The sequence below is a fragment of the Pseudoalteromonas sp. SCSIO 43101 genome (genome assembly GCF_023650775.1).
Classification (GTDB): domain Bacteria; phylum Pseudomonadota; class Gammaproteobacteria; order Enterobacterales; family Alteromonadaceae; genus Pseudoalteromonas; species Pseudoalteromonas apostichopi.
The window spans coordinates 223690-236872 of record NZ_CP072674.1 but is presented as its reverse complement, the minus strand read 5'-3'; the positions used below and the strand labels follow the sequence as shown (position 1 = coordinate 236872).

Genomic DNA, 13183 nt, shown 5'->3' with positions numbered 1-13183 from the left:
AAAAGCTGATCTAATATATTTTGCATGCAAAATATATTTCCACTTAATTAGGAGAGTAACCATGAAAGAACTACAAAGCGTCGCATACACAGCAAAAGCAACAGCTACGGGTGGTCGTGAAGGTACAGCAAAATCAGATGATGGCCGTTTAGATGTGGCACTATCAACACCTAAAGGGTTAGGTGGTGATGATGGTCAAGGTACAAACCCTGAGCAATTATTTGCAGCAGGTTATGCGGCGTGTTTTATCGGCGCATTAAAACTAGTTGCTGGCCAAGCAAAAATTAAATTACCAGCAGATACTCACATAAACTCAGAAGTATCAATTGGTCCTATCGAAGGCGGTTTTGGTATTGCCGTTAAGCTTGCGGTATCAGTGGGTGATCTTGATAAAGACACAGCCCTTGCTCTAGTTAATAAAGCACACGAAGTATGCCCATACTCAAACGCAACGCGCGGTAACATTGCTGTAGAACTATCAGTGATCTAATCATTGTTGATCAAATTAAGCCGTGCTTTAAGTACGGCTTTTTTGTTTTTCAGCAATCGATTTTGCTAAATCGCCTGAGTCAGTGAGCGCTGATACTAAGCCTTCGCGCGGCTCACTAAATTTTATTGGCTTAATCTTACTTGCTCGCTCTTTATCGAATATTGGTATTTGGCTCATCGCGTATTCAGATAAGGCGGTAATGGTTAATGATGGGTTTACCCCTAAATTACCCGGTATGATTGAACCGTCGATAACACGCAGGTTTTGATAGCCAAATACTTCACCCGAGCTATCAACTACGCCGTTAGAGGCATCAGTCCCCATAGCGACCCCACTCATGATATGTGCCGTCATCGGTACACCAAATAGCACTTCAGATAAGGCTGAGCCTGGCACACCGCCAAGCTTTTCGGCGAATAGTTTGGTCGCTTCTTCTGCTTTTGGAAAACTAACGCTAAGCGGCGTATCATTTTCTTTTTGCACTGCAGTTATGCTCTTTTTAAAAAAGCGATACCATTTGCGTCGCCACTCAAGGTGAATAAACGCCTCTGATTTTTGCATTACTAAAAATAGAATGGAGCTGCGGGCTTTGCCTTTTGGGCGCAGAACTCTGGCTGTTTTTATTGGATGTCGCAGTGTGTTAACTAAAAACTTAGTAATACGCTTTAGACCTTTTCCTGTCACCATGGGAACGTAAGGTAAATATAGCCATGTGCCATCGGCACCTTCTCTAAACCGGCAAATTTCAATGTTAGTGTCTTTGTCGACCGAAATAAATGAGCTGATGGCAACACCATCATCAACTTTTTTAGTGGTGTTGTTAGCGGTGGTGAGGGTTTCTGAGTTAGTGCGAATTTGCTTCCCAAGCCAAGCTGAAATATTGGGCAATGTTTTGTTTTTATCACGCATTTTTAAAAGCAACGGAACGGTGCCCATTACTCCTGCACTTAGCACAACCCCTCGTGTTGTCAGGGTATAAATATGGCTATTGCGATGACTGGTATCTTTAATTTTGATTTTGTATCCGGCGCTACCATCTGCACTGAGCGGGGTGATTTTTATTACTTCAGAGCTTGGTCTTATTTCTACGCCGTTGCGCTCGGCAAAGTAAAGATAGTTTTTCATTAAAGTGTTTTTAGCATTATGGCGACAACCAATCATACAGCTACCACAGTAATGACAGGTATTTCGCCTTGGACCATCACCGTTAAAGTAAGGATCCGGTAGCTCTTTGTTATAGGCTTCGCCGGGTTTTGCAAAAAGCACACCTGTGTTCACGGTTTTGAAGGAGTCACCTTGACCCATTTGCTCAGCAATGTCTTTAAGCGCGTGATCGGCAACATTGGTGTAAGTATTTTTGGCACTGCCTAACATGCGCTGTGCAAGACCATAGTAGGGCATTAGGGTTTCCTTCCAGTCTGATTTTATTCGTGTCCAAGCTGGAGATTGAAAGACTTCATCATCAGGAATAAGGTGCACATTGGCATAAACTTGTGAGCCACCCCCAACACCGACGCCATGCAGCACTGTGACTTTGCTGGTAAACGAAAATTGAATGCAGCCTTTTAGGCCAATTTCTGGCTGCCACATATAGTTTTTGATATCTAAATTGGTTTTTGGAAACTCTTTATCGTCGCGGCGCAGGCCTTTTTCGAGTACTAATACCCGGTTACCTTTCTCGCTTAGGCGTAGCGCACTAACAGAGCCACCAAATCCGGAGCCTATAATAATTTGGTCAAAATCAAATGTGTGTTGCTGCATTATTGTAACCTGTTGGTGTTACCTACTATTAAAGACTTGGATTAGTAGTGGTGGCATGTTTAATTTCTCTACCTGCAATGCTTTTTATTATTAGTACTTTTTTTGCAATTAATCTAATGTGATCAAACAAATGGTCTAAACTATTAGTTAATCAATGATAATAATAGCAGGAAGAATCAATGCGGCAGTTAGCATTAGCGAAAAAGTTGTTATGGCTCACCGTAGGCAGTATTTTTATTACGGTGTTTGTTTTATCAAGCATTTTATGGTGGCAGCTTTCAAGTAGTAATCAAGAGTTAGCTAAACAATCTGAAAAGCTGATTGTTGCTGAAGTGGAAGAGAAACTTTCCTCAAATGCAACAGCATATGGTGAACAAGTCGCCGGCTTTATCAATGAAGCATATCGAGTACCTTACTCATTCGCTGCTATTTTAGGCGACCCTGATGCTGCAGCGACTCTAACGCGCGATGCTGCAGCGACTCTAACGCGCGATGCTGTGGTTGAACTTAATCGCTCTATACTGAATAAAAACACAATACTCTCATCTATTTACTCGCAATTCGAAGCAAATGCATTTGATGGTCGTGATGCTAACTTTATCAGTGGCTATGACCACTCTGTAGCCGGTGCTGGTACATTAGAAATCTATTTCACGCGCAATCGAGATGGTGTCATTGAGCAACAAGTTGTTGACGATGTCGCAGAAAAATATGTAGACACGTTAAATGAATTTGGACAGCGTGAAGCTGAGTGGTACTTGTGTGTAAAAGACACGAAAGTGCCATGCATTATGGAACCTTATCTATACGAAATCACCCCTGGTTACTCTGAAATGATGACGTCTTTAACGGTGCCAATTCTTCGAGGTAACGAGTTTATTGGTGTTGCTGGTGTTGATTTAACCCTGCCTGTGTTTCAAAGCATGACCGAAAAACTGTCAAAAGAGCTGTATAACGGTAAAGCTCGAGTCACTTTATTAAGCTCACTTGACTTAGTGGTAGGTAGCAGCCATTACAAAGATAAGCTTGGCAGGCCGCTAAAAGAGGCAGTGACTAAAAGCACTTTAGACAATTACGTAAAAGCGAAAAATCAAAGTGGCGTATTTAAAGTCGGCGATCAGTACTTAGTTAATTATCCAATTACAATTAAGCTTGCTAAAACACAGTGGAACTTGTTGATTGAAGTGCCTGCTGAGCTTGCTCTTGAAGGCCCTCAAGCACTTGCAAATAGCATGAGTGAAAATGCTAATACCTTAGGTGGTTTAATCTTGGTTACAGGTATTATTATTGCTGGTGCAGCCTTTGTTATTATGACTTTAGTGATCCGCACTATCGTGGCGCCATTACAACAAATTCAACAGCGTGTTGATAACCTCGCCAGTGCTGAGGGGGACCTAACACAAACTCTACATGTTGATACACATGCTGAATTAATCGCATTGGCAACAGGCTTTAATGCGTTTCTTACTAAATTACGCGACTTAATTGGTGAGCTTAAAAATGTATCGACACAAACTAAAGAGCAGGCTCATTTGGCGACAAGTGTTGCAGTTGATACTAAACATAACGTTCAAGCTCAGTTCCAAGAAATAGAGAGCGTAGTGACGGCAATGAACGAAATGAGCGCAACAGCGCTTGAAGTGGCAAGAGCCTCAGAGCAGTCAGCGCAACAAGCCGATGAAATAAACAGCCTAGTTGTGAGCAGCGAATCTAGCTTGTCGTCTGCGGTTACTCAAGTTAAAACCATGTCGGATGAAATCAAGGAGGCTAATCAAGCGGTTGAAAAAGTGGCGGCGCGAAGCAACGATATTACCCAAATTCTTGATGTGATCAGAACGATTGCAGAGCAAACTAACTTGCTTGCACTTAATGCGGCAATTGAAGCGGCAAGAGCCGGTGAGCAAGGCCGTGGTTTTGCGGTGGTTGCTGATGAGGTCAGGGCACTTGCTTCAAAAACCCGCTCATCAACAGATGATATTAGTGGCCTTATAGATAGCTTACAGCTAGAAGTTGGTAATGCTTCTAAAGTTATTGAGCAAGGTGTAGTGCGCGCACAAACAGCGGTGGATGAAACATCAGTTGCCTTCGATGCATTGCATGAAGTTGTCGTCAAAGTGGATGAAATTACACAGCAAATTACTCATATTGCAACGGCCGCAGAAGAGCAAAGCTCAGTCACAGAAGAGATAAACCGCAACCTGACGTTAATTTCAGATGCCGCATCGCAACTAGCTGAGCTATCGACACAGGCCGGAGATGGTAGCCAAACTCTCAGTGCACTCGTCGCGCAACAGGATGATGAGTTGAACAAGTTAAAGACGAAATAACTTTAAGCTGCTAGTTGCAAGAGTAAAGGGACTAGTTGTGAGATACGAGGTTCGAGAAAAAACGCGATGTAAAATCGCTGCTACATACTCGTACCTTTTTCTCGTAACTTTACTCTCGTAACTAGCAACTCGTAACTCTAACTACACTGCGCCTGATTGCGGCCTCGGTTTTTGGCTTGGTACAATGCTTTATCTGCGCGTTTTAACATCGACTCTATGTGCTGATCGTTTGCTTGCAAGGTGCTTACGCCAATACTCACAGTGAATTTAACGTGATTGTTGTCGACGATGATGTCTTGTTGTTCAATATCGACCCTGATCTTTTCTGCAATAACAAAAGCAGTGTGGTTATTTGCCATGGGTAAAAATAAGACAAATTCTTCTCCACCAATACGCCCCGCAATATCCGATGCTCTGCTATGTTGGATGAGCTTATGCGCTGTGGTTCGTATTACTTCGTCCCCAGTGGCATGGCCGTACTTGTCGTTTATGGTTTTAAATTGGTCTAAGTCCAACAGCAAGAGTGAACAGGCATTCTGATGGTTAATGTATTGCTCAAACTGTTTATTAACTGTTTCGAAAAAGCCCCGGCGATTATAAAGCTGTGTCAAATAATCTGTTAAAGATAACGCTAATGCTTCATGCTTTGCGCGCTCTAGCTCATAGGTTCTTTCTTCTACTTTTTGTTCGAGCATGGTGGTCAGCTTTTGTTGTTCTTTCTTGCGCTGAATAAACACGGCTTGAATAAGTAATACCGCTGAAAGAGTAAATAAAAAGAAAAACTGCATGGTCACTTCTGCTGTTTTAGGATGATGATAATAAAAATAGCCCCAGCCTTGATTACTTCCGACCCAAGCAGCAAAAAACACCAACATATTCATGCAGCTGGTGGCGGTTGGTGATAACCGCGTGGCAGCATAAAGAAGCGGAAACAACAGTAATGCAGGTTGTAAAAATGGTAATGTCATTGTTGTGTATGCGGGGCCAAAAATAAAATAACACAACAAAACCACGGTCAAAGTAAGCAACAGAAGCTTAGAAAATTCACTAAGGGTGACCGGATGCGGCCAATTTCGCCATAAAAAGTAAAGGGCAGGGGTGAATACAATCGCCGCTAGGGCATTGCTAATGCTCCAATTTAATATGCCTACATATAAGCCATCAAACCACTCAATACCTACAACTGAGTAGATGCCAACACCGAAAATCGCTGAGATTACCCCAATAGCAATACTGGCAAGAATAAACACTCTGGCTAGACTGGTGACGCTCGTCAGCAGCGTGTGTTGTTTAAGTTTTCGGTTAATTAGCCAAAATGCAGTTAAAGCAGCGAAAGTATTTCCTGTCGTTGTCGCGGCATTTATTGCTATGTGTTTAAAAGTGAGTGGATTTAAGCCGCTGAGATAAAAGTAGAAAAGCACGACTAAACATGTGCCTGATGCAACGCCCAACCAGGCTTTGCGACCAAATAACATCAAGCCAGCCAATGCGACTCCTGCAGGTGGCCATACCGCCAGTGTTTTTAACACTTGCATGGTAAACAAGCCAAACAGCAGATAAACAGAGCAAACAATGATATTAAATTGCCAAGGTTTGAGCTGTGTGTTCATACATCCCTTTAAGTGCTTTTGTAATAAACCCATGAGAAAGGCGAGTTAGCATTATTTAAAGTACTAATAAATTAGTATATTAGCAGTTGGGAAATAGGCAAATTCGATTAATCTAAAAGTGGTTTTACATAGCTGTTTGCTATTCATACAATTTATTAGACTAATAGTTAATGTGCTTAAAAAGTAAGCGAGCCTTACTCTTTATTGGCCTTTTTATTTTTAAAAACATTAAATATCAAAGTGTTAAAGTATTTTTTGAGAGCCACTTTTTATTAAAAACCCCATTTTTATAAATTCATACCCTACCTTTTGCCTAATCGTGTTTTGCAGTTGGCTGCTTTACCCTAACTGCATAATAAAAACTCACACAATTTTTCAAGATAGGTAGTAGGAGAACTCATGAATACGAGGCAGCAATCAGCGTCTGCTGAACAAGGATCGGATGCTCATACCGACCAGCAAAGCTATCAAGCTCTTCATAAACCCAGCAGTGAATTTTCGAGTCGTGACGAATACCTTGAACACGAATTACAAATTATGCAGCCCAAGCGCTGGCGTCCTAACTTACCGTTCCGTGATTATCGGTTTGAATTAGAAGACTCAATTCCAGCAATGGCCGGGACTATAGGTAAGGTGGTCATGGTGGGTGCAATTGCGGCTACATTTGCAGCACCACTAGGCTTAGGTGAAGGCTTTATTCTAGAAAACGTGCGCTATGAACTGTTAATTGTATCGATTTTCATTTTACTATTTTCGGGCTTCTTTTTACCAACAGCAAATTTAGCGGGTACTCATGGGCCGCTTATTCCTTTGATCCCGATTGTTGTTGCAGCGGGTGGTCACCCAATGGCCTTTGGTTTACTGATAGGGGCGTTTGGTCTGTTACTTGCGCTTAGCAAAGGGGGGAGTTTACTGGCGGGGCTAACCAGCCGAGGCGTGTGTGGCGGTTTATTGCTCTACCTTGGTTTTATTGGCACGATTTCGCAGGTTAAAAAGCTGTTTGCATGGGCTGAAGGCATTGATATGACCCATATCGCTTTTATTGTGATTTTATCGACAATCGTGTTGTATGCCTTACTTGAGCACTACAAAAAACGTTGGTTAGCTGTGCCATTAAGTTGCTTACTTGGCGGGTTAATTGCATTTTTACTGGGAGCACCGTTTGAGTTTAAAACAGCACCGGGCTTACCAAATATGAACCCGATGTATTGGTGGGGTGAAAATACTGGTTGGATGTTGGGTTTGCCTACACTTGAGAGCTTTGTGGTGGTATTACCATTTGCGGTGCTTGCGGTTGCCATGTGGTCACCCGACTTTTTAGGGCATCAAGTATTCCAAAAAATTAGTTACCCTGAGCGCACTGAAAAAGTACAAATGAACATTGACGATACTATGTTTAGCGCTTCAATCCGCCAGACTTTTGGTTCATTGTTAGGTGGCTCTAACTTTACCTCGTCATGGGGAACCTACATTGTACCTGCAGCCATTGCTAAGCGCCCAATTCCTGCAGGGGCGGTGTTAACTGCATTATTTTGTATCATTGCCAGTATTTGGGGCTACCCAATGGATTTAGCAATTTGGCAACCCGTGTTATGCGTCGCGCTAATAGTTGGTGTGTTTATCCCACTTCTTGAAGCTGGCATGGAAATGACCCGCGAAGGTAAAACCACGCAATCGGCCGCTATTGTGGTATTTTCATCGACTTTAGTGAATCCTGCATTTGGTTGGTCATTAACTATGTTGCTAGACAATCTGGGCTTAATTGGTTGTAAAGAGCGAAGCTCTGAATTATCCCCAATGAGTCGTTGGATCATTCCATTAATAATGTTTATTATTTTAACAAGCGTGATGGCAATGGTAGGTATGCTGCCAGGTATCCCTGCGTTAATGGCAGACTTTAGGCATTAATATAGATTAGGGTAAGGTGATAAACACCTTACCCTTTTTTAAAGCTCTTATTTAAACTTAACTGTTTTTTCGCTGCGGGTGTAAGTACGGGTATCGGGTTTTGTCCATTGACCCTTTTTAAGGTAAGAGGTCGATACCACAAAGCTATTGTTTTTAAACTCGCTTGTCGATTTCACCTTGCTGATCCCTTCTTTGCTGCCTGTCACATTTTCATAAGCAACAAACCGAGTAGGGCTAAGTACATTCATTGTGCCTTGGGTATAAAAGCCTGCTGTAGTGAAGTAATAAAACACCAAAGACTGCTTTTTATTGTCCCAAAAAATCATCGATTCACCACCATATTCACCTTCATTGATAGAGTGAATGGTTTTAATCGCCGTGCCATTGAGCGCACGTTGCCACATACTCACATCCTGTACCGCAGGTTTACCAGCTGCGACATTAAAGTCTGACTGCCACGTGCCTAAATAAGGCTCAAACACTTTTAGCTTGTCATCAAGTTGTTGCTCTGCTGCCAAAACAGAAAGTGAACACAGGCAGATTGATAGTAAAAGTGATTTGAGGTATGCCATAATAACGCCCCGATATAATTTAATTTATTTTGCAAAGTATAGGTGATAATTCTTTGATTAAGAAAACATTAGTTACATTTTCATTGTTGTTTTTAGCGTTATTATGGCTGATATCGTGGCAACTTAATATTACCTACTTTATTGCAGGCACTTACAGCGTAGCGAGCTTAATAAGCTTTTTGGTATATGGCTGGGATAAACGGTTAGCGATGCAACATGGCGAGCATGTGATAAGAGTGCCTGAGCGTACACTGCATATTTTAGGGGTAATCGGCGGCTGGCCAGGTTCATTAATTGCGCAGCAATGGCTAAGACACAAATCTAAAAAACGCAGTTTTATTGCTGTACTTTGGTTAACAGTTATTGTTAATTGCAGTGCACTGTCGTCACTGTATTACTTGCAACTGATATAAAGTATCAGCAGAAGTGTATTAATCTCTTTCTAATAGCACTGCGCCATTTTGCTCTTCACCTAAATAGTCGTCTTTATTGTAAATAGGGCATTTGGCCATTGATAAGCAGCCGCAGCCAATGCAACCGTTAACGCGCTCGCGCAATCGCTGCATGTATTGAATGCGTTCATCTAATTGGATTTGCCAGCGCTTCGAAAGTTGTGCCCAATCTTGTTTAGTGGGTGTGCGCTGCTCAGGTAGAGTGCTTAAAGTTTGTTTAATGTCTTCAAGGGTTATGCCCATGGTTTGCGCGGCTTTTATTACGGCAATTCGGCGTAATACATCGGGTTTATAGCGGCGCTGATTACCGTTATTTCGCCAGCTGCGAATAAGTCCTTTCGACTCATAAAAATGCAAGGTTGAAACTTTTACGCCACTGCGTTTTGCCACAAAGCCAACCGATAGGTTTGCATCAATAAGTTTCTTATCTGACATAATTTGCTCCAAGGTGTTGACCTAAAGTTAGCTTGAGGTTTTACGCTGCCCACATCATAAAAAAGGAGTGATAGTCATGCAACAAAAACCAATAAAAAATACGGTAATTATTTATTCAAGTGCGCGAAAAAAGGGTAATACGAGTTTACAAGTTAATGATTATAAAACGCAATATGGTGGTGATGTGGTATGTCTAGATGACTATGTTATCTCGCCTTATTGCTACGATAAGCAATATAAAAATGATGATTTTTATGCGGTATTTGAAGCGCTGTTGAATTATCAACATTGGGTACTTGCATCTCCGGTGTATTGGTATAACACCACACCGCAGTTTAAAGCATTTTTAGACCGGATCACTGATTACATGGATGATGAAACACTCAGGCCTAAACTGAGAACACTTCGTGAAAAGCAGTTTTCATTGCTCTCAAACGCAGGATCTTCAGACGCACCTAACGCGTTTATCGAGATGTTTAAAAACACCTTTAATTACTTAGGCATGACCTTTAAAGCGCATCAACATATTGATGCTAGTTAAACGCGTTTAAACAAGGTAGGCTAGAGTAAAAAACAACAGGAACTTTTATGAAATCAACACTGTTAGGTTTATCTTTAGCCTTATTATCTTCGTTTAGTCATGCAGAGCAAGCTGAGCATGCTATTAAAGGTTTTGGTTTTTATTATGATGTGCCAAACCATGCGCCAATCTCTGATCAAACGGTTTTCAAAGTGGCATTTGATGTAGCTGATGCAGCAGAAAAAGGGGCGCAGAATAACAAAATGAACTCATTAGCACGATTCATTAATATGCATATAGCCCATGGTGTGAAGCCTGAGAACATTCAACTTGCTTTAGTTGTGCATGGTGGCGCAAGTGTTGATGTACTGGAAAACAGTTTTTATAAACAGCGCTTTGACAGCGACAATAAAAATCAGCAACTGATCTCACAATTGTTGGCACATAACACCGTTGTGTATGTGTGTGGGCAGTCAGCAACTCACATGAAGGTAAAACAGCAGCAGCTTATACCGGGTGTACAAATGGCGTTATCGGCAATGACCGCACACGCACAATTGCAACAACAAGGTTACACACTGAATCCATTCTAATGAATATCTTATGTTTTGGTGATTCAAACACCTATGGTATTTCGCCCGTTGATGGTAAACGCTTGGCTGCTTATGAGCGCTGGCCAAGTTTGCTTGGTATTAAATTAGGTGCTGGCTATGAAGTGATTGAAGCCGGACAGCCAAACCGTACGCTGGTGAACGACCCGCCTTTTAGTGGCGATAAACTGGGTATTAAATACCTCGAACCCTACCTCGCGGCTTATCATTTAGATGTGATTATTATTCAGCTTGGCACTAATGATTTAAAGCGCCGTTTTGCGTTGTCGGCTGCAGAGATTAGCAATGCCCTCAAAACGCTCATTTTAGATATAAAAAACTACTATCTGCACCGCGAATTGCCCAAAATAATGATACTAAGCCCGCCTGCGGTGTATGAAGTTGGCGCGTATCAATCTATTTATGCAGGAGCAGAGCTAAAAGCAAAACTCTTAGTGGAAGAATTTAGAAATGTTGCTGAGAGCAACAACTGTAGTTTTGTTAACTGCTTTGAATTAATAACGCCATGTCCTTCAGAAGGCGTTCATTTGCCAATCTCACAGCATGAGGTTCTTGTAGAACACCTGATAAGTATTCTCTAAAGTAAAACTTTGCAGTGCTCTTTAAAAGATTTGCCAATTTTTATCTTATCACCATTATCTAGCTCTACATGCTCGTTTGTAATAGCTATGACTCTGTTGTTATTCACTATGTATGATTTATGGATTTGAGTGAATGAACCTATTAACTGCTCTAAAAGCTGTTTTAGAGTTGTTGTTGCGAGGATCGTTTGGTCGTCTTGGTGTACTTTTACATAATTACCATATGCCTCAATATATTTAATTGTATCTAAGCTAAGCTTGCGTTTTTCGCGATCTATTTTTAAGGTGATTGATTTGCTTTTAGGAGCCAGGTAAATGCGCTCGCGCACTTTATTTATTGCTTGCTGAACACGTTTTGCAGATACAGGCTTGAGTAAATAATCAGTAACATTAAGTTCAAAGCCTGTGATTGCATATTCTTCATAAGCACTCACAATGATAATTTGAGGTGGATTAGCGAGTGCTTGAATGAGCTCTAATCCTGACAATTCTGGCATGTTTATATCTAAAAATACGACATCTATAGTTGATTTTGCTAATTCGTACAAAGCATCTTTAGCGCTGAAATGCTGAGAAGCTACTTTGATATCTGAGTACGACTCTAAATGATGAAGAATTACTTGATGAGCAAGTGGTTCATCATCAACAATAATTGCCTTAATCACTTGATAGCTCCAAAGAGAGGTTGGTTTGCCAAAGTCCATTGTGATTGTGCACCAATAAAGTATGTTTTTCGGGATAAAGCAGCTCTAAACGGCGCTTTAAATTTTTTAGTCCCATACCTGAATCATCGTTATCGCTTTTGCGAGGAATACTATTTTCGCAATATAAAGTTAAAACGTTGTCGTTTAATGTTAGTTTTATCGTTACTTCAGCGTTTTCTTGTGCGTGTTCAACACCGTACTTTATGGTGTTTTCAATTAAAATGATCAGAAGCAGTGGTGCTATAGAAAGAGATTGAGTAGTTTCAGGCCATGCTAGGTTGAATCTACAGTTATTTGCATGCCTTATCTTGTGCAGTTCAAGAAAGTTTTTAATGTAACTTAGCTCTTTTTCGAGTGGAACGAATGGTTTTTGCCCTTCATAAACGGTATATCTCAGTAAGTCAGCCAACTGTAATACCAAATCAGGTGTCTTTTCTGATTTTGTTAATGCAAGTGCATATAAGTTATTTAAAGTATTAAATAAAAAGTGCGGATTAATTTGCTGCTGCAGTAGCTTTAGTTCTGTTTTTATTTGCTGTTTGGCGACTTCTTCTAATTTATGGTGGTGCTGTTGGCGTTCAAACGCCAAGATAATGGGTGTAGAGATACTTAAAAATAAAAACATAAACTGATAATTGTACTTATTGATAATGTTTTGGCTGCCTCCCGGAGTTAGATTGGCGACATATGAGGGTAAGTCATTAACAGGTAATGTGAGCACAATAGCGACAAGTAATGGTGTAAAAATAACCATGCTAATTAAGCATGCAGATACAAAAATGAGCACTCCATGTCTGGCTAATAATTGACGTATTAAAATGTAACGATTAAATAAAAAAATGCCGTGAACGATAATTGCGTAGACCAGAAGCTGAGAAAAATACCAAATAAATTGATAATAGTTTGTAAGTAGCTTTTGAGTATCAAATATCAATGCGAATGGTTGATTTAGCAGGGGTGATTCATGGCTATTAAGTATGCCAGCCATGATAAACGCCCAGGCAAAACATATAAAAAAAACAACTTTATTTAATGTAAACAATGAGCTAATCCAACTGGTAAATTTAGATTTTTGGTTCTTCTTAAAACGTTGGGATGAAAGCCAAAATAAACTTGCTAGGCTGCAAAGTAACCAACATTGTTCTTGTAAGTAATGCCATTTATCATAAGTTGGCAAGCCGTTGCTTAATAGATAAGTGATTATTGGATAAC

General features: G+C 40.8%; 13 protein-coding genes. 7 read left to right on the top strand and 6 right to left on the bottom strand.

Annotation, left to right across the window (positions count from 1 at the left end; all coding sequences use genetic code 11):
• Positions 1-61 precede the first annotated feature (61 nt).
• Entirely contained in the window at positions 62-490 is a 429-nt protein-coding gene (locus tag J8Z25_RS18160) for an organic hydroperoxide resistance protein (protein ID WP_054553604.1), read from the top strand.
• 27 nt (positions 491-517) lie between these two features.
• Here J8Z25_RS18160 and J8Z25_RS18155 read toward each other — a convergent pair whose 3' ends face one another.
• Complete coding sequence (locus J8Z25_RS18155; protein WP_250662286.1) at positions 518-2251, bottom strand: GMC family oxidoreductase; 1734 nt, start codon at positions 2249-2251, stop codon at positions 518-520.
• 179 nt (positions 2252-2430) lie between these two features.
• Here J8Z25_RS18155 and J8Z25_RS18150 point away from each other — a divergent pair, with 179 nt between their 5' ends.
• Positions 2431-4578 (top strand): methyl-accepting chemotaxis protein, encoded by a 2148-nt coding sequence (locus J8Z25_RS18150; RefSeq protein WP_250662285.1) that lies wholly within the window; start codon positions 2431-2433, stop codon positions 4576-4578.
• 137 nt (positions 4579-4715) lie between these two features.
• On the opposite strand, the gene J8Z25_RS18145 is transcribed toward J8Z25_RS18150, so the two are convergent.
• On the bottom strand, positions 4716-6188 hold the full coding sequence (locus tag J8Z25_RS18145; protein WP_250662284.1) for a sensor domain-containing diguanylate cyclase: 1473 nt from the start codon (positions 6186-6188) through the stop codon (positions 4716-4718).
• 399 nt (positions 6189-6587) lie between these two features.
• Here J8Z25_RS18145 and J8Z25_RS18140 point away from each other — a divergent pair, with 399 nt between their 5' ends.
• Positions 6588-8096 (top strand): DUF3360 family protein, encoded by a 1509-nt coding sequence (locus J8Z25_RS18140; RefSeq protein WP_250662283.1) that lies wholly within the window; start codon positions 6588-6590, stop codon positions 8094-8096.
• 47 nt (positions 8097-8143) lie between these two features.
• On the opposite strand, the gene J8Z25_RS18135 is transcribed toward J8Z25_RS18140, so the two are convergent.
• Positions 8144-8668, bottom strand: a complete 525-nt coding sequence (locus J8Z25_RS18135) for a hypothetical protein (protein ID WP_250662282.1) — start codon at positions 8666-8668, stop codon at positions 8144-8146.
• A gap of 53 nt (positions 8669-8721) precedes the next feature.
• Between J8Z25_RS18135 and J8Z25_RS18130 the strand changes: the two genes are divergently transcribed.
• A complete protein-coding gene (locus tag J8Z25_RS18130; RefSeq protein WP_250662281.1) occupies positions 8722-9081 on the top strand; it encodes a DUF1294 domain-containing protein in 360 nt (119 codons plus the stop codon).
• An 18-nt stretch (positions 9082-9099) separates the two neighbouring features.
• Here J8Z25_RS18130 and soxR read toward each other — a convergent pair whose 3' ends face one another.
• On the bottom strand, positions 9100-9555 hold the full coding sequence (gene soxR / locus J8Z25_RS18125; RefSeq protein WP_250662280.1) for a redox-sensitive transcriptional activator SoxR: 456 nt from the start codon (positions 9553-9555) through the stop codon (positions 9100-9102).
• A gap of 76 nt (positions 9556-9631) precedes the next feature.
• Here soxR and J8Z25_RS18120 point away from each other — a divergent pair, with 76 nt between their 5' ends.
• The 3 genes from J8Z25_RS18120 to J8Z25_RS18110 are packed head-to-tail and all read left to right on the top strand — an operon-like array spanning position 9632 to position 11267.
• Positions 9632-10096: a flavodoxin family protein gene (locus J8Z25_RS18120; RefSeq protein WP_250662279.1), complete on the top strand. Its 465-nt coding sequence runs from the start codon at positions 9632-9634 to the stop codon at positions 10094-10096.
• Positions 10097-10143: 47 nt separating this feature from the next.
• Positions 10144-10668 (top strand): DsrE family protein, encoded by a 525-nt coding sequence (locus J8Z25_RS18115; protein ID WP_250662278.1) that lies wholly within the window; start codon positions 10144-10146, stop codon positions 10666-10668.
• Positions 10668-11267, top strand: a complete 600-nt coding sequence (locus J8Z25_RS18110) for an SGNH/GDSL hydrolase family protein (RefSeq protein WP_284693416.1) — start codon at positions 10668-10670, stop codon at positions 11265-11267. The genes J8Z25_RS18115 and J8Z25_RS18110 overlap by 1 nt, the downstream gene beginning before the upstream one ends.
• Here the strand turns inward: J8Z25_RS18110 and J8Z25_RS18105 are convergent.
• Both J8Z25_RS18105 and J8Z25_RS18100 read right to left on the bottom strand, forming a co-directional pair.
• Positions 11264-11932 carry a LytR/AlgR family response regulator transcription factor gene (locus J8Z25_RS18105; RefSeq protein WP_250662276.1) on the bottom strand — a complete coding sequence of 223 codons (669 nt, stop codon included), beginning with the start codon at positions 11930-11932 and terminating at the stop codon, positions 11264-11266. The two genes, J8Z25_RS18110 and J8Z25_RS18105, sit on opposite strands and share 4 nt — an antisense overlap.
• Complete coding sequence (locus J8Z25_RS18100) at positions 11925-12959, bottom strand: sensor histidine kinase (RefSeq protein ID WP_250662275.1); 1035 nt, start codon at positions 12957-12959, stop codon at positions 11925-11927. The genes J8Z25_RS18105 and J8Z25_RS18100 overlap by 8 nt, the downstream gene beginning before the upstream one ends.
• Between the last annotated feature and the right edge of the window lie 224 nt (positions 12960-13183).